This window comes from Pseudomonas sp. LBUM1645 (genome assembly GCF_059716185.1).
The window spans coordinates 1,873,303-1,893,829 of sequence record NZ_CP166811.1; the positions used below are offsets into that span (position 1 = coordinate 1,873,303).

Sequence of the window (20,527 nt, forward strand, 5' to 3'; positions counted from 1 at the left end):
GAAGTGATTAGCAGGAGACATGATGAGTACGCAGCCTTCGATCAATGGATCGGTGCCTCAACGCCTGGCGCAAACCCGCGAACTGATGAGCCGGGAGGGCATTCATGCTCTGCTGGTGCCGTCGGCCGACCCGCACCTGTCGGAGTACCTGCCGGGTTACTGGCAAGGGCGACAATGGTTGTCGGGCTTCCATGGTTCGGTCGGCACGCTGATCGTTACGCCGGACTTTGCCGGCGTCTGGGCCGACAGCCGATATTGGGAACAAGCGACCAAGGAACTCAAGGGCAGCGGGATCGAACTGGTCAAGCTGCAACCGGGTCAGCCCGGCCCGCTGGACTGGCTGGCCGAGCAAACCCCTGAAGGCGGCGTCGTCGCGGTAGATGGCGCGGTAATGGCCGTGGCTTCGGCGCGTACGTTGGGTGGCAAGCTTGAAGAGCGCGGCGCACGTCTGCGCACTGACATCGATGTGTTGAACGAAGTCTGGAGCGACCGTCCGACGCTGCCAAATGAACCGATCTATCAACACCTGCCGCCTCAGGCGACGGTCAGCCGCGGCGAGAAACTGGCCAAGCTGCGTGAGGTTTTGAAAGATCGCGGTGCCGATTGGCACTTCATCGCCACCCTTGATGACATCGCCTGGCTGTTCAACTTGCGCGGCGGTGACGTGTCGTTCAACCCGGTGTTTGTTTCCTTTGCCTTGATCAGCCAAGAGCAGGCAACCCTGTTCGTGGCGCTGAGCAAGGTCGATGCCGAACTGCGCGCGACCCTCGAAAAGGACGGCGTGACCCTGCGCGATTACAGCGAAGTGGCCGCCGCCTTGCGCGCCGTACCGAGCGGCGCGAGCCTGCAAGTTGACCCGGCGCGCGTCACCGCTGGCTTGCTGGATAACCTGGATAGCGGTGTGAAGCTGGTCGAAGGCCTGAACCCGACCACGTTGGCCAAGTCGCAAAAAAGCCTGGCCGATGCCGAGCACATTCGTCAGGCCATGGAGCAGGATGGTGCGGCGCTGTGCGAATTCTTCACCTGGCTGGACACTGCGTTGGGTCGTGAGCGCATCACCGAACTGACCATCGACGAACACCTGACGGCCGCGCGTACCCGACGTCCGGGTTATGTGTCGCTGAGCTTCAACACCATTGCCGCGTTCAACGCCAATGGCGCGATGCCGCACTACCACGCCACCGAAGAAGAACACGCGGTGATCGAAGGCGACGGTCTATTGCTGATCGACTCCGGCGGCCAGTACCTGGGCGGCACCACGGATATCACGCGGATGGTGCCGGTCGGTACGCCGACCGATGAGCAGAAGCGCGATTGCACGCGGGTGCTCAAAGGCGTGATTGCGTTGTCCCGTGCGCAATTCCCTCGTGGCATTCTCTCGCCGTTGCTCGATTCGATTGCCCGCGCGCCGATCTGGGCTGAAAGCGTTGATTACGGTCACGGCACCGGTCACGGCGTCGGTTACTTCCTCAACGTGCACGAAGGCCCGCAGGTCATCGCCTATCAAGCCGCTGCTGCACCGCAAACCGCGATGCAACCGGGCATGATCACGTCCATCGAACCGGGCACTTACCGTCCGGGCCGCTGGGGTGTGCGGATCGAGAACCTGGTGTTGAACCGTGAGGCGGGCAAAAGCGAATTCGGTGAATTCCTGAAATTCGAAACCCTGACCTTGTGCCCGATCGACACTCGATGCCTGGAACCGTCGCTGCTGACTGACGACGAAAAGCAGTGGTTCAATGCTTACCACGCCGAGGTGCGTCAGCGCTTGAGTCCGTTGCTCGACGGCGCAGCCCTTGAGTGGTTGAACACCCGGACTGCGGCTATTTAATCGGTTGGAGTTCAGGCGCTTCTTCGAGCGCCTGGCTCATGTAGTCGACAAAGGCTTTGACCCTGGCGGATTGGCGACGATTCGCCGGGGACACGGCATGAATCGGCAGCGACTGCGCGCTGTATTCCAGCAGAATCGCTGTCACGCGTCCCGCCTTCAAGTCCTCGCTGAACAGCCAAACCGGCGACAGCGCAATCCCCAATCCCCCCAGTACCATCTCGCGGATTGCCTCGGAGTTGTTGCTTTGGGCGTTGCCCTTGATTCGCACTTCGTGACGTTGGGCATCTCTTTCGTAAACCCATAGGTTCTGACTGTTCAGCAGGTTGAACAGCAGACAGTTGTGCTCGCTCAGTTCTTGCGGTGTTTGTGGGTGGCCGTGTTGCGCAAGGTAGTCGGGCGCTGCGACGGTCACTCGGTGGGTGGTGCCGATGCGGCGGGCAATCAATCCGCTGTCGTTCAACTCGCCGATCCTGAACGTGACGTCCAGTCCTTCACTGACCAGGTCCTGGTTTTGATCGCTCAGTTGTAGATCAATCTGCACTTGCGGGTATTTTTTGAGGAATGCCGGCAGTCGCGGGGCAATCTGCAAGCGCCCGAAGCTCACGGAAGATCCGATTTTCAGGTTTCCGGCAACAGCTTCGCGGCCGGAGTGAAAGCTGTGTTCTGCAGCGTCTACGGCCGCCAGAATTTGTCGACATTCGCTGTAGTACCGCTGACCTTCGTCGGTCAGGGACAGTTGTCGGGTGCTGCGGGAAATCAGCTTTCCACCCAGTTCAGTTTCCAGTGCCCGCAGCACCTTGCTGATGGTCGGCTGACTGGTCTGCAATTCCCGGGCGACGGCAGAAAAGCTGCCACGTTCGACAACACGGACGAAGATCGCCATTGCATTGAGTTTGTCCACGGGGTTTCTCATTGATGCCAAATGGGCATGGTCACTATAGCGATATAGCGTCTTATCGGCATGAGTGAACGGGAGGAAGATTTATCCCACACCCACCTCTGACGGGAAATTGCGAAATGACTGACTCACTTGAAATGCGCGCTCTGATTGTTGATTCGGCCAACGGGCCTTTACGCTTGGCTTCCATTCAACGGCCCGTGCCTGGAGCCGGCCAGGTATTGGTCAGGATCAAGGCCAGTGGGGTGAACCCTTTGGATGGAAAGATTCGATCGGGTCAGGCTGCTCATGCGCGCCAGCCGTTGCCGGCGGTTTTGGGTATTGATCTTGCGGGAACAGTGGCGGCATTGGGGGAAGGCGTCAGTGGATGGCTGCCGGGGGATGAGGTCTATGCGATGGCCACCGGTATTGGCGGTGCGCAGGGTTCACTGGCGGAATACGTCGCCGTCGATGCACAACTGCTGGCGCGCAAGCCAGTCAATCTGAGCATGCGCGAGGCCGCAGGGTTGCCGTTGGTACTGATCACGGCGTGGGAAGGATTGGTGGATCGTGCGCGGGTGCGGGCGGGGCAGAAAGTGCTGATTCACGGCGGTGCGGGTGGTGTCGGGCATGTGGCTATACAAATTGCCCGGGCTTTCGGTGCTGACGTGTTTGCCACCGGGTCGGCTGGGCAGCAGGCGATCATTGAAGGGTTCGGTGCGACGTTTATTGATTACCGCAAATCTTCGGTTGAGGAGTATGTGGCTGAGCACACGGCGGAGGAGGGCTTCGACATTGTCTACGACACGGTGGGTGGTGAGACGCTGGACGCTTCATTCAAGGCTGCTCGCGTCTACGAGGGGCATGTCGTGAGTTGTCTTGGATGGGGGCAGCACAGTCTTGCGCCGCTCTCGTTTCGTGGGGCGACTTATTCTGGAGTGTTTACCTTGTTGCCGTTGCTGACTGGCAAGGGGCGTGAGCATCACGGGGAGATACTTCGGGAGGCTGCGCAGTTGATCGAGGCGGGTCAGTTGAAACCGCTGCTCGACCCTCGGCAGTTCACGTTGCAAACCGCCGAGGCCGCCCATGAGCTGCTCGTTTCGGGAGCTGCGCAGGGGCGGTTGGTTGTCGAGATTTAACTCAGGGCTTCAAGGACGAAGTCCAGGCGGTCCTGCCCGAAGAACAGCTGATTATCGACAAACATGCTCGGGGCACCGAAGACACCCCGTTGCACTGCTTTCTCTGTGTTGTCCTTGAGTGCTGCTTTGACTTCCTCGTCGGCGGTCAGGGCCAGCACCTCATTTGGATCGAAACCGTTCTGTGTCAGTACTGACGCGACGGTTGCGAGGTCATCGAGGCTGCGGCCTTCAACCCAGAGAGCGTGAAACAGGCAATCGATGAATGCCTGAAAGCGTCCGGGATGGCGCAACTGCATGCCGGTGACAGCGCGCATCAGCATCAGGGTGTTGATAGGGAATTGGGGATTGAACTTCAGTGGCACGCCATAGCGCTTGGCATAGCGGTCCAGGTCTTGAAACATGTAGCGGCCCTTGGCGGGGACGGTCGCGGGGGAGGCGTTGCCTGTGGCTTTGAAGACGCCGCCCAGCAAAACGGGTATGTAGATCAACTGGCTGTCGGTCTGCTCGCAGATCTTCGGCAGTTGGGTATAGGCCAGGTAGGTGGCGGGGCTGCCGAGGTCGAAGTAGAACTCCACGGTTTTGCTCATGGTCGATGCGCTCTGCTTATTATTTTTAGGGGGGTTACCAGCGTTCGTTCCAGGGGCGCAGGTCCAGCTCGAAGGTCCATGCGTCACGGGGCTGGCTGTGCAGGTACCAATAGTTCTCGGCAATGTGCTCTGGATTGAGAATGCCGTCCTGGTCCTTGGTCGCGTACTTTTCGGGGAAACTCTCACGGATAAAATCGGTATCGATGGCACCGTCGACTACAACATGGGCGACGTGAATGTTCATCGGCCCCAGTTCACGCGCCATGCTTTGCGCCAGGGCACGAATTCCGTGTTTTGCGCCAGCGAACGCCGCAAATCCGGAGGCCCCGCGCAGGCCGGCGGTAGCACCGGTGAACAGGATCGTCCCGCGTTGACGCTTGGCCATGCGCTTGGCCACTTCACGAGCGTTGAGAAAACCCGAGAAGCAGGCCATTTCCCAGATCTTGAAATATTTGCGCGCGGTTTCTTCGAGAATGCTGCAAGGCACATTGGCGCCAATGTTGAAAACGAATGCTTCGATCGGGCCAATCTCGCTTTCGATCTGCTCAACCAACGCGATCACGTCCTCTTCCTTGCGCGCATCGCAGGCAAAGCCGTGGGCTTCACCGCCATCGGCCTTGATGGCGTCCACCAGCGGCTGGAGTTTGTCCGCGCTGCGTCGGGTGACACACGCCACAAATCCTTCCTGCGCAAAACGTTTTGCAATTGCGCCGCCGGTAGCATCCCCGGCACCAACAACCAGTACGACCTTCTTGTTATTCATGGGTAGGGCCCTTTGCTAAACGATCGTTAACTAAACGAACGTTATGCTACGATTCGGCAAGCGTCAAGGCGATCAATCCTGAGGGCAAGGCAATGCGTTACTCGGCCAATCACAAACTGGAAACCAAAGAAAAACTACTTGAAAGCAGTGCGGTGTCGGCCAAGAAGTCTGGTTTTTCAACGGTGGGTGTCGACGGTTTGATGAAGGCGATCGGTTTGAGTGGGGGGGCTTTCTACAGTCACTTTTCGTCGAAGGATGAGCTGTTCGCTTCAATCGTCGAGCGTGAGCTGTCTCAAAGCCTGGAGCGTTTAGGGGCGGACCAGAATCCTGAGAAGCTCCAGCGCTGCTTGAAACACTACCTGAGCATGGCTCATGTCGAGCACCCGGAATCCGGTTGTGCATTGCCGGCATTGGGGGCTGAGATTGCACGTTCAGACGTGATGATTCGTCAGCAGGCGGAGAACTGGATTTGTCGGCTTCAGAATAGTTGGGCGCAGGTCCTGGAAAGCGACAGCCTGGCATGGGCGATTCTGTCGCAATGTATCGGTGCGTTGGTCATTGCGCGAATGCTGGCCACGCCAGACATCCAGCGCGCGGTACTGAAGTCCAGTTACGATGAGATTGGCCGCCAGATCGCAGGTCCACGAACCTGACAAGGCGGCATCAATCTATTTGCAGATGACGATCATGCTGCGGCTGGTATAGCCGGCAGGGTTGAGGCCGAACGGGTAATCACCTGGTTCTTCCACAGCGTCCCCTGACTTGGCGATGACCTTGTAACCTTTGGGAGCGCATGAGTTGGCAGCGCTGGTGTAGCACTTGTCCCAGGATGACGACAGCCCGGAACAGTTGATATGCAGCCCTCTCTTGCCGTGTTTTACCTGGGTTTTCGATGTCGCCGCGCAGCCCGCAACCGCAAGTACGGCGATCAGTATCAAAATTCGTTTCATTACTGTCCTTATAGCGTCCCCGGATCTTTGCGCCCGGGTTTGGCTGCATTCGCTTTCGCTTGAAGCGTTCTGATATCCCTGTCTGAAAAATCCATGTCTGACACTGGGTTACGGGCCTAAACATGGCCTAATTGCGCGGCAAATACCAGACCCTCGTCAAATCCTGTCTCAATCTGCAGCGACAGCAGGCTTGGCCGCACTCCCCATCGTAATGGTCGCGCCAACGGAAGCCAGAATGATGCACATGATGGCCATCCATTGTGACAGTGAGAGGTACTCGTGGAGGAACAAGAGGCCTGACAGTGCGCCGATCGCGGGCTCAATGCTCATCAACGTGCCGAATGTGCGGGTCGGGATTCGGGTGAGGGCGACCATCTCCAGCGTGTAGGGCACGGCGGTGGACAGAATGGCGACAGCGATGGCCACGGGGATCAGTGAGGGAGTGAGCAGCGCGGCGCCAGCATGGACGATGCCGATAGGGGCTACAAAAAGTGCCGCAATCATCACCCCCAGTGCCGCGGTCTGCACGCCGTTGTCGGCGCCGGCCTTTTGGCCGAACAGAATGTACAGCGCCCAGCAGACTCCCGCGCCCAATGCATAACCGGTGCCTACCAGATCGATTCCCGCGGTGGTTTCTCCCATAGGTATTAACAGCAGCAAGCCGACGGCTGCCAGGGCGATCCACAAAAAGTCGATCGCGCGACGTGAGGCGTAGATGGCTACCGCCAGTGGGCCGGTGAATTCCAGCGCAACCGCGATGCCGAGGGGGACGGTTTGCAAGGACATATAGAAGAGAAAGTTCATGCCGCCCAACGCCATTCCGTAGACGATGACGGTGCGCAGGGATTTTGCGGTGAGCTTCGCTCGCCAGGGGCGCAGTATCAACATCATGATCACGCTGGCGAAGATCAGCCGCAGGGTGGTGGTCCCTTGCGCGCCGATAATGGGGAACATGCTTTTAGCAAGGGAGGCTCCCGACTGGATGGATGCCATGGCTATCAATAGCAGGCCAACCGAAAACAGGGTCGAGGCAAGGCTGCGAGGTTGGTCATTCATGGCGTGGCATCGTCCGAAGTAGGAAACGAGAGTGTTATTGGGCAATATACTGCGCATTCATGGCGGGCGCGTCTATATATAAGCAGCGATTTTGAGCATCCTTATAGAAAAGCGTAATTAAGGGTTGACGGCAGATGCTGGAAGTCTATAATTCGCCCCACTTCCGGCGCAGTCGAAACGGAAAACTCCTTGGTAAACAATGAGTTATGCAGGTTTCGGCGGTGAGTTGCTTCAGATCATCGAAGCCCAGAAGGAGTTGATTGAGCGGGTTGTTTGGCTCGATTGACGATTCGATCTTCTCGGTCGAAAGCGGTGTAAAAGAGGTGTTGACAGCAGCGAGTAACGCTGTAGAATTCGCCTCCCGCTAACGAGAGATCGGAAGCGCAAGTGGTTGAAGTTGCAGAGGAAACTTTGAAAACTTCGGAAAATAACCGCTTGACAGCAACAGAGGCTGCTGTAGAATGCGCGCCTCGGTTGAGACGAAAGATCTTAACCAACCGCTCTTTAACAACTGAATCAAGCAATTCGTGTGGGTGCTTGTGGAGTCAGACTGATAGTCAACAAGATTATCAGCATCACAAGTTACTCCGCGAGAAATCAAAGATGTAACCAACGATTGCTGAGCCAAGTTTAGGGTTTCTTAAAAACCCAAAGATGTTTGAACTGAAGAGTTTGATCATGGCTCAGATTGAACGCTGGCGGCAGGCCTAACACATGCAAGTCGAGCGGCAGCACGGGTACTTGTACCTGGTGGCGAGCGGCGGACGGGTGAGTAATGCCTAGGAATCTGCCTGGTAGTGGGGGATAACGCTCGGAAACGGACGCTAATACCGCATACGTCCTACGGGAGAAAGCAGGGGACCTTCGGGCCTTGCGCTATCAGATGAGCCTAGGTCGGATTAGCTAGTTGGTGAGGTAATGGCTCACCAAGGCGACGATCCGTAACTGGTCTGAGAGGATGATCAGTCACACTGGAACTGAGACACGGTCCAGACTCCTACGGGAGGCAGCAGTGGGGAATATTGGACAATGGGCGAAAGCCTGATCCAGCCATGCCGCGTGTGTGAAGAAGGTCTTCGGATTGTAAAGCACTTTAAGTTGGGAGGAAGGGCATTAACCTAATACGTTGGTGTCTTGACGTTACCGACAGAATAAGCACCGGCTAACTCTGTGCCAGCAGCCGCGGTAATACAGAGGGTGCAAGCGTTAATCGGAATTACTGGGCGTAAAGCGCGCGTAGGTGGTTTGTTAAGTTGGATGTGAAATCCCCGGGCTCAACCTGGGAACTGCATTCAAAACTGACAAGCTAGAGTATGGTAGAGGGTGGTGGAATTTCCTGTGTAGCGGTGAAATGCGTAGATATAGGAAGGAACACCAGTGGCGAAGGCGACCACCTGGACTGATACTGACACTGAGGTGCGAAAGCGTGGGGAGCAAACAGGATTAGATACCCTGGTAGTCCACGCCGTAAACGATGTCAACTAGCCGTTGGGAGCCTTGAGCTCTTAGTGGCGCAGCTAACGCATTAAGTTGACCGCCTGGGGAGTACGGCCGCAAGGTTAAAACTCAAATGAATTGACGGGGGCCCGCACAAGCGGTGGAGCATGTGGTTTAATTCGAAGCAACGCGAAGAACCTTACCAGGCCTTGACATCCAATGAACTTTCCAGAGATGGATTGGTGCCTTCGGGAGCATTGAGACAGGTGCTGCATGGCTGTCGTCAGCTCGTGTCGTGAGATGTTGGGTTAAGTCCCGTAACGAGCGCAACCCTTGTCCTTAGTTACCAGCACGTAATGGTGGGCACTCTAAGGAGACTGCCGGTGACAAACCGGAGGAAGGTGGGGATGACGTCAAGTCATCATGGCCCTTACGGCCTGGGCTACACACGTGCTACAATGGTCGGTACAGAGGGTTGCCAAGCCGCGAGGTGGAGCTAATCCCAGAAAACCGATCGTAGTCCGGATCGCAGTCTGCAACTCGACTGCGTGAAGTCGGAATCGCTAGTAATCGCGAATCAGAATGTCGCGGTGAATACGTTCCCGGGCCTTGTACACACCGCCCGTCACACCATGGGAGTGGGTTGCACCAGAAGTAGCTAGTCTAACCTTCGGGAGGACGGTTACCACGGTGTGATTCATGACTGGGGTGAAGTCGTAACAAGGTAGCCGTAGGGGAACCTGCGGCTGGATCACCTCCTTAATCGACGACATCAGCTGCTCCATAAGCTCCCACACGAATTGCTTGATTCATTGAAGAAGACGATAAGAAGCAGCCCTAACAGGTTGTAGCTTAGTTGGTTGGAACGCACCCCATGCTCAGTGGTAAAGAGCAGGGTGAGGTCGGCCTTAAAGCTCGAAATTGGGTCTGTAGCTCAGTTGGTTAGAGCGCACCCCTGATAAGGGTGAGGTCGGCAGTTCGAATCTGCCCAGACCCACCAATTTTGTGTGGGAACCTGTAGAAATACGGGGCCATAGCTCAGCTGGGAGAGCGCCTGCCTTGCACGCAGGAGGTCAACGGTTCGATCCCGTTTGGCTCCACCACTACTGCTTCTGTTTGTTGAAAGCTTAGAAATGAGCATTCCATCGTAGGATGGTGAATGTTGATTTCTAGTCTTTGGATTAGATCGTTCTTTAAAAATTTGGGTATGTGATAGAAAGATAGACTGAACGTTACTTTCACTGGTAACGGATCAGGCTAAGGTAAAATTTGTGAGTTGCTCTTAATTGAGTATTATCGAATTTTCGGCGAATGTCGTCTTCACAGTATAACCAGATTGCTTGGGGTTATATGGTCAAGTGAAGAAGCGCATACGGTGGATGCCTTGGCAGTCAGAGGCGATGAAAGACGTGGTAGCCTGCGAAAAGCTTCGGGGAGTCGGCAAACAGACTTTGATCCGGAGATGTCTGAATGGGGGAACCCAGCCATCATAAGATGGTTATCTTAAGCTGAATACATAGGCTTAAGAGGCGAACCAGGGGAACTGAAACATCTAAGTACCCTGAGGAAAAGAAATCAACCGAGATTCCCTTAGTAGTGGCGAGCGAACGGGGACTAGCCCTTAAGTGGCTTTGAGATTAGCGGAACGTTCTGGAAAGTACGGCCATAGTGGGTGATAGCCCTGTACGCGAAAATCTCTTAGTCATGAAATCGAGTAGGACGGAGCACGAGAAACTTTGTCTGAATATGGGGGGACCATCCTCCAAGGCTAAATACTACTGACTGACCGATAGTGAACTAGTACCGTGAGGGAAAGGCGAAAAGAACCCCGGAGAGGGGAGTGAAATAGATCCTGAAACCGTATGCGTACAAGCAGTGGGAGCCCACTTTGTTGGGTGACTGCGTACCTTTTGTATAATGGGTCAGCGACTTATTTTCAGTGGCGAGCTTAACCGAATAGGGGAGGCGTAGCGAAAGCGAGTCTTAATAGGGCGTCTAGTCGCTGGGAATAGACCCGAAACCGGGCGATCTATCCATGGGCAGGTTGAAGGTTGGGTAACACTAACTGGAGGACCGAACCGACTACCGTTGAAAAGTTAGCGGATGACCTGTGGATCGGAGTGAAAGGCTAATCAAGCTCGGAGATAGCTGGTTCTCCTCGAAAGCTATTTAGGTAGCGCCTCATGTATCACTGTAGGGGGTAGAGCACTGTTTCGGCTAGGGGGTCATCCCGACTTACCAAACCGATGCAAACTCCGAATACCTACAAGTGCCGAGCATGGGAGACACACGGCGGGTGCTAACGTCCGTCGTGAAAAGGGAAACAACCCAGACCGTCAGCTAAGGTCCCAAAGTTATGGTTAAGTGGGAAACGATGTGGGAAGGCTTAGACAGCTAGGAGGTTGGCTTAGAAGCAGCCACCCTTTAAAGAAAGCGTAATAGCTCACTAGTCGAGTCGGCCTGCGCGGAAGATGTAACGGGGCTCAAACCATACACCGAAGCTACGGGTATCACTTAGGTGATGCGGTAGAGGAGCGTTCTGTAAGCCTGTGAAGGTGAGTTGAGAAGCTTGCTGGAGGTATCAGAAGTGCGAATGCTGACATGAGTAACGACAATGGGTGTGAAAAACACCCACGCCGAAAGACCAAGGTTTCCTGCGCAACGTTAATCGACGCAGGGTTAGTCGGTCCCTAAGGCGAGGCTGAAAAGCGTAGTCGATGGAAAACAGGTTAATATTCCTGTACTTCTGGTTATTGCGATGGAGGGACGGAGAAGGCTAGGCCAGCTTGGCGTTGGTTGTCCAAGTTTAAGGTGGTAGGCTGGAATCTTAGGTAAATCCGGGATTCTAAGGCCGAGAGCTGATGACGAGTTACCCTTTGGGTGACGAAGTGGTTGATGCCATGCTTCCAAGAAAAGCTTCTAAGCTTCAGGTAACCAGGAACCGTACCCCAAACCGACACAGGTGGTTGGGTAGAGAATACCAAGGCGCTTGAGAGAACTCGGGTGAAGGAACTAGGCAAAATGGCACCGTAACTTCGGGAGAAGGTGCGCCGGTGAGGGTGAAGCATTTACTGCGTAAGCCCATGCCGGTCGAAGATACCAGGCCGCTGCGACTGTTTATTAAAAACACAGCACTCTGCAAACACGAAAGTGGACGTATAGGGTGTGACGCCTGCCCGGTGCCGGAAGGTTAATTGATGGGGTTAGCTAACGCGAAGCTCTTGATCGAAGCCCCGGTAAACGGCGGCCGTAACTATAACGGTCCTAAGGTAGCGAAATTCCTTGTCGGGTAAGTTCCGACCTGCACGAATGGCGTAACGATGGCGGCGCTGTCTCCACCCGAGACTCAGTGAAATTGAAATCGCTGTGAAGATGCAGTGTATCCGCGGCTAGACGGAAAGACCCCGTGAACCTTTACTATAGCTTTGCACTGGACTTTGAATTTGCTTGTGTAGGATAGGTGGGAGGCTTTGAAGCGTGGACGCCAGTTCGCGTGGAGCCAACCTTGAAATACCACCCTGGCAACTTTGAGGTTCTAACTCAGGTCCGTTATCCGGATCGAGGACAGTGTATGGTGGGTAGTTTGACTGGGGCGGTCTCCTCCTAAAGAGTAACGGAGGAGTACGAAGGTGCGCTCAGACCGGTCGGAAATCGGTCGTAGAGTATAAAGGCAAAAGCGCGCTTGACTGCGAGACAGACACGTCGAGCAGGTACGAAAGTAGGTCTTAGTGATCCGGTGGTTCTGTATGGAAGGGCCATCGCTCAACGGATAAAAGGTACTCCGGGGATAACAGGCTGATACCGCCCAAGAGTTCATATCGACGGCGGTGTTTGGCACCTCGATGTCGGCTCATCACATCCTGGGGCTGAAGCCGGTCCCAAGGGTATGGCTGTTCGCCATTTAAAGTGGTACGCGAGCTGGGTTTAGAACGTCGTGAGACAGTTCGGTCCCTATCTGCCGTGGACGTTTGAGATTTGAGAGGGGCTGCTCCTAGTACGAGAGGACCGGAGTGGACGAACCTCTGGTGTTCCGGTTGTCACGCCAGTGGCATTGCCGGGTAGCTATGTTCGGAATAGATAACCGCTGAAAGCATCTAAGCGGGAAACTAGCCTCAAGATGAGATCTCACTGGGACCTTGAGTCCCCTGAAGGGCCGTCGAAGACTACGACGTTGATAGGTTGGGTGTGTAAGCGCTGTGAGGCGTTGAGCTAACCAATACTAATTGCCCGTGAGGCTTGACCATATAACACCCAAGCAATTTGTGAACTCGAAAGAGGCCAGATTGCGGTGTGTGAAGACGAAACGAACCGAAAGTTCGAGATACTCACCAAACACCAAGCTGTCACATACCCATTCGCTGGAGCGTGAACCTGCAAAGGCCCACGACCTGGCTACCGAATTTCTTGACGACCATAGAGCATTGGAACCACCTGATCCCATCCCGAACTCAGCAGTGAAACGATGCATCGCCGATGGTAGTGTGGGGTTTCCCCATGTGAGAGTAGGTCATCGTCAAGATTAAATTCCGAAACCCCTATCTGCGTATGCAGGTAGGGGTTTTGTTTTGCCCGCAGGAAAGTGGCGTGGCGAAAAAGGGATAGTCCATCGGCCATCCCAGCTTCCAGCAGCATCGTTAGTGAAACTTCGGCAGAACGTATTCAGCGATCTCTTCAATAACCTCGGCAACCGGTCGCTCGCTACGACGCAGGTGCAAGCCAACGTGCTGCACACCGGCCTCACGCAAAGCCTGAAGCTCATCGATCAACGCCAGCCTCCCGCAACTGCCGCCAAAACGTACACGTCGCATCGGTGCATGAGGATTGGCCGCCAGATCCAGGTGAACGAAGCTGATGTAGGGTTTATCGCCACCGACCTCCCGCCACAGTCCCACTCGGCGCCGATGCTCATCCGGAGTGCCAGGGTAGGCGAGCCAGCCGTCCATGTGTTGGCCGATCCACGCCGGGGATTGCTGACCAAGACCTGCAACCAACAATGGCACTGGCTGATCTCGCTTCGGTAACAGGCGAGCACCTTCCGGCAAGCGTCCTTCACCTTGGCTGCGCAACAACTCGACCGTATCGCGAAAGATCTCTCCCCGCTGATCGTAGTCCACACCAAATAACGGATACTCCATAGGTCGGTCGCCACTGGCCACACCCAGTAGCAGACGTCCATCACTCAGTTCATCAACACTGTTGGCTGCCTTGAGCGTTAACCAAGGTTGACGTAGCGGTAATACAACCGCGGCCGTACCCAGCATGATGTTGTCAGTGATCCCGGCCAGGTAGCCAAGGTAGGAAAAGGTTTCGAACACCTGTGCCGCATCACCAAAATTGGGGTCATAAACCGGCACATCTCGCACCCACAGGGCGCGGAAACCAGCCTTGTCTGCGAGGCGCGTCACCGCGGCGTGTTGCTTCAGGTCCGGAACACCAAAAGGTCTGCCTTCGGCAATCCGCAGCCGCTGCCCATCGCTGGACCAATCGTTATCCAGCGGCAGTTCCAACCCAATGGAAAATCCAGCTGAGCCCAGTAAACGTTGAAATCGTGGATGCATGAAAAGACTCCAAAAAAACTAAACGGAATGACATGCACCCAGTATCTACAGGCCCTCCTTCAAGAAAAATGCATGAATGGGAATATCAATCTTGAGCAAAACGCACGAGTCATTAAAAAAACCGACCGTCGTTTTGGCCCTCAAGGACAACCGTTAGAGGAAATCGCACTAAAGTGACCGCCCGGTTTTTGGTATGGTGCAGCTCGTTTTTTAACGGACTGATTTCAAGCCTACGGATCGGCATCCCCCTTTACAGTCAAAGAGCTGCTGCAGAAATGCCCCAACCGATACCGATCAAGGACCACGAAAAAGAGACGCGCCTGGTCAACAAAAGACTGATGGCTTGCGCCCTGTTCGTTGTCGCCATTACCTGTGCACTGGTAGTGCGCATGTATGTACTGCAGGTGGTCGAATTTGACTATCACTCGACGATCTCAGAAAACAATCGCGTCCATGTCCTGCCGATCACCCCCACGCGCGGATTGATCTACGACCGCAACGGTGTAGTTCTGGCGGACAACCGCCCCAGCTTCAACCTGACCATCACCCGCGAACGCGCCTCTGATGTCAAAGAGGAACTGGATGAAGTAGTCACCCTCCTGCATTTGCCGACAGAAGATCGAGCGCTGTTCGACAAGGCAATGAAGCAGACCCGGCATCCATTCGTGCCGGTCACCTTGTTCTACGAGCTCAGCGAAGAACAAATCGCGGTGTTGGCGGTCAACGAGTTCCGTCTGCCGGGGATCGACGTAGAGCCACAATTCGTTCGCCACTACCCGATGGGCGCGCACTTTGCGCATTCGATCGGCTACGTCGGCCGCATCAACGAGAAAGAATCCAAAGCCCTGGACACGGTGGAATACCGTGGCACTCAATCCATCGGCAAGACCGGCATCGAAAAATTCTACGAGTCGCAGTTACACGGCCAGGTGGGTTACGAAGAAGTCGAAACCAACGCTCAGGGCCGGGTCCTGCGAGTGCTCAAGCACACCGATCCGATCCCCGGCAAAAACATCGTACTGAGCCTCGACGTCAAACTTCAGGAAGCCGCCGAGGAAGCCTTGGGCGATCGTCGCGGTTCGGTGGTTGCTCTCGATCCGTCGACCGGCGAAGTACTCGCGATGGTCAGCAAGCCGAGTTTCGACCCGAACCTGTTCGTCACCGGAATCAGCTTCAAGGAATACGCAGCGCTCCACGACTCCATCGACCGGCCGCTGTTCAATCGCGTACTGCGCGGCCTCTATGCACCGGGTTCGACCATCAAGCCTGAAGTGGCCATTGCCGGCCTCGACGCCGGCGTCGTTACCCCGCAGACCCGTGTCTTCGACCCCGGCTATTACCAACTCCCGGACTTCGATCACAAGTACCGCAACTGGAACCACAGCGGCGATGGCTGGGTGGACATGGACGCGGCGATCATGCGCTCCAACGACACCTACTTCTATGACCTGGCCCATAAGCTGGGCATCGATCGCCTGCATGACTACATGGCCATGTTCGGTCTCGGCGAGAAAGTCTCGCTGGACATGTTCGAAGAGTCTGCCGGCTTGATGCCATCGCAAGCGTGGAAGCGCGCCACGCGCCGTCAGGCATGGTTCCCGGGTGAGACCGTGATCCTCGGCATCGGCCAGGGCTACATGCAGGTCACGCCGCTGCAGCTGGCCCAGGCCACTGCACTGATCGCCAACAAAGGTGTCTGGAACCGCCCGCACCTGGCCAAGACCGTGGACGGTGTTGCGCCAGTGGATGAGCATCCAATGCCAAACATCCTGTTGAAAGACCCGCGTGACTGGGAGCAGGTCAACCACGGCATGCAAATGGTAATGCACGACGCTCGCGGGATTGCCCGAGCGGCAGCGCAGGGCGCTCAGTACCGCATCGCCGGCAAGAGTGGTACCGCGCAGGTGGTGGCGATCAAGCAGGGCGAACGTTACAACCGGGCGAAAACCCTGGAGCGTAACCGCGACAACGCCTTGTTCGTCGGTTTTGCCCCGGCCGAACATCCGAAGATTGTCATCTCGGTGATGATCGAAAACGGCGAGGCCGGCGGTCGCGTCGCAGGTCCCGTGGTGCGGCAGATCATGGACGCCTGGCTACTCGATCAGGACGGTCACTTGAAGCCGCAATACGCCACACCTAGCAAAGCACCGGGCGACCCTCACGTCTAAGCGATCAAGGCTTCACAGCACAGGCTCACGAATACTGAGCATGTGCTGGAAGCTTTCGAGGAACACGGTTTCGGCCTGACTCATCTTCTGTTCGCGATTCCACAGCAGCTGGATATCGAAATCCACCACCCCGTCTTCCGGCGGCAAACGCCAGAGCAAACCTTGCTCGACATCCCTTCGTACCAGGTGCGTCGGCAGGCAGCCAATGCCGAACCCTGAACAGATCAAGCGATAAATCTCTTCGAAACTCGTCGATGAAGCGACGATCTTGCCGGTAAAGCCTTGCTGGTCGCGGAACAATGTCAGGGGCGAAAGATTGCCCCCGAGTTGATCGCTGGTGAAGCTGACAAAGTTCTCCGCCGCGAGCTGTTCCAGGGTCAGATTCTCTTGCCCGAACAGTCGATGACGCTGCCCACAAAAGTACGCATAAGTCTCACGAAACAGTACTCGCTGCTCCAGCCGCGGCTGCGGTAAACGGCACAGGCCGACGCCAATGGTCGCCGTCTTTTGCAGCAGCGAACTGATGATGTTCGAGCTGCCCATCACTTCGACTTCAAACTCGATTTTCGGATGGGTTTCGTGGAAATCGGCGAGGAAGTCGTCGTAATGTCGTGCCTGCACACCGCTGACGGTAAGGATGCGGATCTTGCCGACCACGTCGTCGTTACGACTTTCCACCACCGTGCCCAGTCGTGAAATATCGCCGTAAATGTCCGCCGCAATGCGTAGGACTTCCTCCCCGGTTTCCGTCAGATCAAACCGCCGCCCGCTGCGGGCAATCAACACACATTCCAATTGTTCTTCCAGTCGTTTCAGTGCCTGGCTGACGGCTGACTGCGTGATGTGCAATCGCGCGGCGGCCCGGCTCATGCTGCCTTCCTGGCCGATCACCAAATAGGTGCGTAGCAGGTTCCAGTCGAGGCGGTCATTCAGAAAGCGGCGACCGACCCAAGGGTTAGAAGTGGAGGGCATAAAAACTCCATGTAGTAGCAAGGCTAATAGTAAAGATAAGAATTTGAAAATTGACTAATCCTGGCACGGAAGCGATAAAGCTAACAAGCGCCACAGAGTGCAACCCGTAAACAGCCTTCAGTACCTGCCCAAAACTATAAATACACAGGGTCCTTGCATGCACACTACCCCTCAACCGCGTCGAGCGGCGGCGGCAGCCTTCATTGGCACGACCATCGAGTTCTACGACTTCTACATCTATGCCACGGCGGCAGCGCTGGTGCTCGGGCAAGTGTTCTTTCCCAGCCACGACCCGGTGATGAGCACCCTGGCAGCGTTCGGCAGTTTCGCCGTCGGCTTCATCGCTCGCCCAATGGCCGGTATGGTGTTTGGTCACTTGGGTGATCGCCTCGGTCGCAAGAAAATGCTGCTGGTCACCATGGCGCTGATGGGGCTGGCCACTGCTGGCATCGGGATGTTGCCGAGCTACGCCAGCGCCGGTATCTGGGCCCCGATTGGCCTGATTGTGCTGCGGTTGATCCAGGGTATTTCAGTCGGTGGCGAGTGGGGCGGGGCGGTGTTGATGGCCAGCGAGCACGCACCGGCCAAGCGCAAGACTTTCTATGCATCGTTCGCTCAACTCGGCAGCCCGGCCGGTTTACTGCTGGCGTTGATTGCCTTTCGTCTGGTGACTTCTCTTGAGCCAGAGGACTTCCTCGCCTGGGGTTGGCGTCTGCCGTTTCTCGCCAGCGGTGTGTTGATGATGGTTGGCCTGATGATCCGTTCCGGTGTCCACGAGTCGCCGGAGTTCGCCAAGGCCCGGGACAACAACGAGACTTCCAAGTACCCGGTGAAGGACGTGATCCGCACCTGCTGGCGGCAGATCCTGTTTGCCGCCGCGGCGGTGACCATCGGTTCGGCCGGGTTCTTCTTTACCAACACTTTCATGATCACCTACGTCACCCAGTATCAGGGCATCGCTCGCTCGACGATTCTCGATTGCCTGTTCCTGGTGACCGTCATTCAGCTGCTCTCGCAACCACTCTCCGCATTGCTGGCCGAGCGCATCGGCGAAGGCCGCTTCCTCAAACTCGTCGCGCTGCTGTGCATGGTCACGCCGTATCCGATGTTCATGCTGGTGGGCACACAGAACATTGTGCTGATGACCGTCGGCATCGCTCTGGCGGTGGTGATTCTCTCGGCGCTGTATGCGGTGATCGCCGGTTACATGACCCAGGCGTTCCCGGTGCACCTGCGCTACTCGGGCATTTCTATCGCCTACCAACTCAGCTGCGCGCTGGCCGGCGGTACTACGCCGCTGATCGGCACGCTACTGGCGAGCAAGTTTTCTGGACAATGGTTGCCGTTGGCGGTGTTCTTCACCTTGCTCTCGGCCCTGTCCTTGATCGGTGTTTGCGGCCTGGCCCGCCTGCGCGCCAACCCGGTCGTCACCCACGCTGCTAAAGAGGTGTATTCGTGAGTAAACCTGAACACATCGGCCCGGTTGAATGGCAAGCCCGTTGCGAACTGGCTGCGCTGTATCGCCTGGTCGCGCACTTTCGCATGACCGACCTGATCGACACCCACATCACCCTGCGTATTCCGGGGCCGGAGCATCACTTTCTGATCAACCGTTACGGGGTGATTTTCGACCGCATGCGCGCTTCGGATCTGGTGCGTATCGATCAGGACGGGCGAGTCGTTGACCCGGAATATGAAGGTCATCGCGTCAATGCTGCCGGCTTCGTCATTCACTCGGCGATCCACATGGCCCGCCCGGACCTGAACTGCGTGATTCACACCCACACGGCCGCTGGCATGGCGGTCGCCGCACAGAAGCACGGCTTGCTGCCGATCAGTCAACACGCACTGAAGTTCTACGGCAAGTTGGCGTATCACACCTATGAAGGCATCGCGCTGTCGCTGGATGAGCGCGAGCGGTTGATTGCCGACCTGGGGCCGCACCGGGCGATGATCCTGCGCAATCATGGACTGTTGGTCGGTGGTTCCGGCGTGGCCCAGGCGTTCCAGGAAATTCACTTTCTGGAGCGTGCCTGTCAGGCGCAAGTCGCGGCGTTGTCCGGTGGTTCGGCGTTGCATTACCCGTCCCCGGAAGTCTGTGCGCACACCGCCGAGCAGTTTGACCGCGATGAGCAGGACAACATCATCGACCTGGCCTGGGAGGCCGCCCTGACCCTGATCGAATCCCAGCGCGAGTCCTATCTGTCATGAACACCGTGGTTCTGCTGTCCCGCGACACCCTGCTGCTCAAGCAATTGCAGGCCGCGTTTGCCCGCAGTGCGCCGCAGCTCACTACCGTGCTGGCGGATGATCCGCTGGCCAGGAATGCGCAGATTGCCGCGTGCTGGTTTCCCTTGCCAGGCAGCCTCACCGCATTGCCGAACCTGCAAGTCATTCACTCGGTGGCCGCCGGCATCGATCACCTCGATCACGACCCGTCGTGCCCGGACTTGCCGATATGCCGAGTGGTCGATCCCGGTCACCGCCAAGGCATGACCGAGTACGTGCGCTGGGCGGCGATTCACTATCACCGCGGCTTCGATCAGGTGCTGTTGCAGCAACAGGACCAGCGCTGGGAACGACCACTGCAACGCGCGGCGGGGCAGTTCAAGGTTGGGGTGATGGGGCTTGGGTCGTTGGGCAGCGCGATTGCCCAGGACCTGGCCGCCGCCGGTTACGACGTGCGTGGTTGGGCGCGCCGCAGCAAGGATTTGCCGGGCGTACAGACGTTCGCCGGTGCGGAAAAACTCAACCCGTTCCTCGATGGATTGGAGTTGCTGATCAACCTGTTGCCGCTGACCCACGAAACCCGCGGCATCCTCGGCAGCGCAACGTTCGAGCGGCTCGCCAATGGCGCCGCGCTGGTCAATTGTGGTCGCGGCGGTCATCTGAATATCGACGACCTTGAACAAGCCCTCGCCCGAGGAAAACTGCGCGGTGCGTTGCTGGATGTTTTCGAACAAGAACCGCTGCCGGTGGATCACCGTCTCTGGACAATGCCCGGCGTCACCATCACCCCGCATATGGCGTCCGCGGCTTCCCACGACTGTATCGCCGAACAAGTAGCAGAGAACTTTCGCCGTTTAAATACCGGTGAGCCGTTATTGAATTGTGCGGACCGAACACTCGGTTATTAATAAGAAAGCGCCTTGCGAACTCGCCCATTGAGTTGGGCGATATATAACAACA

General features: G+C 56.6%; 14 protein-coding genes, 2 tRNA genes and 3 rRNA genes. 12 read left to right on the forward strand and 7 right to left on the reverse strand.

Features of this window, described 5'->3' with window-relative positions; all coding sequences use genetic code 11:
- Positions 1-22: 22 nt before the first annotated feature.
- Complete coding sequence (locus tag ACA079_RS08320) at positions 23-1,831, forward strand: aminopeptidase P family protein (RefSeq protein ID WP_497703162.1); 1,809 nt, start codon at positions 23-25, stop codon at positions 1,829-1,831.
- Here the strand turns inward: ACA079_RS08320 and ACA079_RS08325 are convergent.
- Positions 1,824-2,744: a LysR family transcriptional regulator gene (locus ACA079_RS08325; RefSeq protein WP_497703163.1), complete on the reverse strand. Its 921-nt coding sequence runs from the start codon at positions 2,742-2,744 to the stop codon at positions 1,824-1,826. The genes ACA079_RS08320 and ACA079_RS08325 overlap by 8 nt on opposite strands.
- 104 nt (positions 2,745-2,848) lie before the next feature.
- On the opposite strand from ACA079_RS08325, the gene ACA079_RS08330 reads away from it, so the two are divergent.
- Positions 2,849-3,847: a zinc-dependent alcohol dehydrogenase family protein gene (locus ACA079_RS08330; RefSeq protein ID WP_497703164.1), complete on the forward strand. Its 999-nt coding sequence runs from the start codon at positions 2,849-2,851 to the stop codon at positions 3,845-3,847.
- Here ACA079_RS08330 and ACA079_RS08335 read toward each other — a convergent pair.
- A complete protein-coding gene (locus tag ACA079_RS08335) occupies positions 3,844-4,434 on the reverse strand; it encodes a 2-hydroxychromene-2-carboxylate isomerase (RefSeq protein ID WP_497703165.1) in 591 nt (196 codons plus the stop codon). The genes ACA079_RS08330 and ACA079_RS08335 overlap by 4 nt on opposite strands.
- 34 nt (positions 4,435-4,468) lie before the next feature.
- Entirely contained in the window at positions 4,469-5,197 is a 729-nt protein-coding gene (locus ACA079_RS08340) for an SDR family oxidoreductase (RefSeq protein WP_497703166.1), read from the reverse strand.
- Between the two features lie 92 nt (positions 5,198-5,289).
- Here ACA079_RS08340 and ACA079_RS08345 point away from each other — a divergent pair, with 92 nt between their 5' ends.
- Positions 5,290-5,850, forward strand: coding sequence for a TetR/AcrR family transcriptional regulator (locus ACA079_RS08345; RefSeq protein ID WP_497703167.1), 561 nt, complete (start codon positions 5,290-5,292; stop codon positions 5,848-5,850).
- A 15-nt stretch (positions 5,851-5,865) separates the two neighbouring features.
- Here the strand turns inward: ACA079_RS08345 and ACA079_RS08350 are convergent, their stop codons facing one another.
- A complete protein-coding gene (locus tag ACA079_RS08350; RefSeq protein WP_008156219.1) occupies positions 5,866-6,147 on the reverse strand; it encodes a hypothetical protein in 282 nt (93 codons plus the stop codon).
- 168 nt (positions 6,148-6,315) lie between these two features.
- On the reverse strand, positions 6,316-7,203 hold the full coding sequence (gene rhtA, locus ACA079_RS08355; protein WP_497703168.1) for a threonine/homoserine exporter RhtA: 888 nt from the start codon (positions 7,201-7,203) through the stop codon (positions 6,316-6,318).
- Positions 7,204-7,863: 660 nt separating this feature from the next.
- On the opposite strand from rhtA, the gene ACA079_RS08360 reads away from it, so the two are divergent.
- The 5 genes from ACA079_RS08360 (at position 7,864) to rrf (ending at position 13,159) form a co-directional block, all read left to right on the forward strand.
- Positions 7,864-9,402 (forward strand): 16S ribosomal RNA (locus tag ACA079_RS08360).
- A gap of 161 nt (positions 9,403-9,563) precedes the next feature.
- Positions 9,564-9,640, forward strand: a tRNA-Ile gene (locus ACA079_RS08365).
- 27 nt (positions 9,641-9,667) lie between these two features.
- Positions 9,668-9,743, forward strand: a tRNA-Ala gene (locus ACA079_RS08370).
- 249 nt (positions 9,744-9,992) lie between these two features.
- Positions 9,993-12,884 (forward strand): 23S ribosomal RNA (locus ACA079_RS08375).
- A gap of 159 nt (positions 12,885-13,043) precedes the next feature.
- A 5S ribosomal RNA gene (gene rrf / locus ACA079_RS08380) occupies positions 13,044-13,159 on the forward strand.
- Together the 16S, 23S and 5S rRNA genes with 2 tRNA genes alongside form the textbook arrangement of a ribosomal RNA operon.
- 115 nt (positions 13,160-13,274) lie before the next feature.
- Here the strand turns inward: rrf and ACA079_RS08385 are convergent.
- Positions 13,275-14,198: a TIGR03571 family LLM class oxidoreductase gene (locus ACA079_RS08385; RefSeq protein WP_497703169.1), complete on the reverse strand. Its 924-nt coding sequence runs from the start codon at positions 14,196-14,198 to the stop codon at positions 13,275-13,277.
- Positions 14,199-14,473: 275 nt separating this feature from the next.
- Here ACA079_RS08385 and mrdA point away from each other — a divergent pair, with 275 nt between their 5' ends.
- Entirely contained in the window at positions 14,474-16,366 is a 1,893-nt protein-coding gene (gene mrdA / locus ACA079_RS08390) for a penicillin-binding protein 2 (RefSeq protein WP_497703170.1), read from the forward strand.
- A 12-nt stretch (positions 16,367-16,378) separates the two neighbouring features.
- Here the strand turns inward: mrdA and ACA079_RS08395 are convergent, their stop codons facing one another.
- Positions 16,379-17,338: a LysR family transcriptional regulator gene (locus ACA079_RS08395; protein WP_046055134.1), complete on the reverse strand. Its 960-nt coding sequence runs from the start codon at positions 17,336-17,338 to the stop codon at positions 16,379-16,381.
- A 157-nt stretch (positions 17,339-17,495) separates the two neighbouring features.
- On the opposite strand from ACA079_RS08395, the gene ACA079_RS08400 reads away from it, so the two are divergent.
- From ACA079_RS08400 to ACA079_RS08410, 3 genes are read left to right on the forward strand one after another with little or no spacing between them, the layout of a single operon-like run.
- On the forward strand, positions 17,496-18,797 hold the full coding sequence (locus tag ACA079_RS08400) for an MFS transporter (RefSeq protein ID WP_008145464.1): 1,302 nt from the start codon (positions 17,496-17,498) through the stop codon (positions 18,795-18,797).
- On the forward strand, positions 18,794-19,549 hold the full coding sequence (locus tag ACA079_RS08405; RefSeq protein ID WP_056741989.1) for a class II aldolase/adducin family protein: 756 nt from the start codon (positions 18,794-18,796) through the stop codon (positions 19,547-19,549). The genes ACA079_RS08400 and ACA079_RS08405 overlap by 4 nt, the downstream gene beginning before the upstream one ends.
- The gene (locus ACA079_RS08410; protein WP_497703171.1) at positions 19,546-20,475 is read left to right on the forward strand and encodes a 2-hydroxyacid dehydrogenase; all 930 of its coding nucleotides are present in this window, start codon (positions 19,546-19,548) and stop codon (positions 20,473-20,475) included. The genes ACA079_RS08405 and ACA079_RS08410 overlap by 4 nt, the downstream gene beginning before the upstream one ends.
- The last annotated feature ends 52 nt before the right edge of the window (positions 20,476-20,527 follow it).

What these genes read in the sequence shown, in the direction of transcription:
- ACA079_RS08320 (WP_497703162.1), top strand. Translation starts at nt 23, where the DNA reads ATGAGTACGCAGCCTTCGATCAATGGATCGGTGCCTCAACGCCTGGCG.
- ACA079_RS08325 (WP_497703163.1), bottom strand. Translation starts at nt 2,744, where the DNA reads ATGAGAAACCCCGTGGACAAACTCAATGCAATGGCGATCTTCGTCCGT.
- ACA079_RS08330 (WP_497703164.1), top strand. Translation starts at nt 2,849, where the DNA reads ATGACTGACTCACTTGAAATGCGCGCTCTGATTGTTGATTCGGCCAAC.
- ACA079_RS08335 (WP_497703165.1), bottom strand. Translation starts at nt 4,434, where the DNA reads ATGAGCAAAACCGTGGAGTTCTACTTCGACCTCGGCAGCCCCGCCACC.
- ACA079_RS08340 (WP_497703166.1), bottom strand. Translation starts at nt 5,197, where the DNA reads ATGAATAACAAGAAGGTCGTACTGGTTGTTGGTGCCGGGGATGCTACC.
- ACA079_RS08345 (WP_497703167.1), top strand. Translation starts at nt 5,290, where the DNA reads ATGCGTTACTCGGCCAATCACAAACTGGAAACCAAAGAAAAACTACTT.
- ACA079_RS08350 (WP_008156219.1), bottom strand. Translation starts at nt 6,147, where the DNA reads ATGAAACGAATTTTGATACTGATCGCCGTACTTGCGGTTGCGGGCTGC.
- rhtA (WP_497703168.1), bottom strand. Translation starts at nt 7,203, where the DNA reads ATGAATGACCAACCTCGCAGCCTTGCCTCGACCCTGTTTTCGGTTGGC.
- ACA079_RS08385 (WP_497703169.1), bottom strand. Translation starts at nt 14,198, where the DNA reads ATGCATCCACGATTTCAACGTTTACTGGGCTCAGCTGGATTTTCCATT.
- mrdA (WP_497703170.1), top strand. Translation starts at nt 14,474, where the DNA reads ATGCCCCAACCGATACCGATCAAGGACCACGAAAAAGAGACGCGCCTG.
- ACA079_RS08395 (WP_046055134.1), bottom strand. Translation starts at nt 17,338, where the DNA reads ATGCCCTCCACTTCTAACCCTTGGGTCGGTCGCCGCTTTCTGAATGAC.
- ACA079_RS08400 (WP_008145464.1), top strand. Translation starts at nt 17,496, where the DNA reads ATGCACACTACCCCTCAACCGCGTCGAGCGGCGGCGGCAGCCTTCATT.
- ACA079_RS08410 (WP_497703171.1), top strand. Translation starts at nt 19,546, where the DNA reads ATGAACACCGTGGTTCTGCTGTCCCGCGACACCCTGCTGCTCAAGCAA.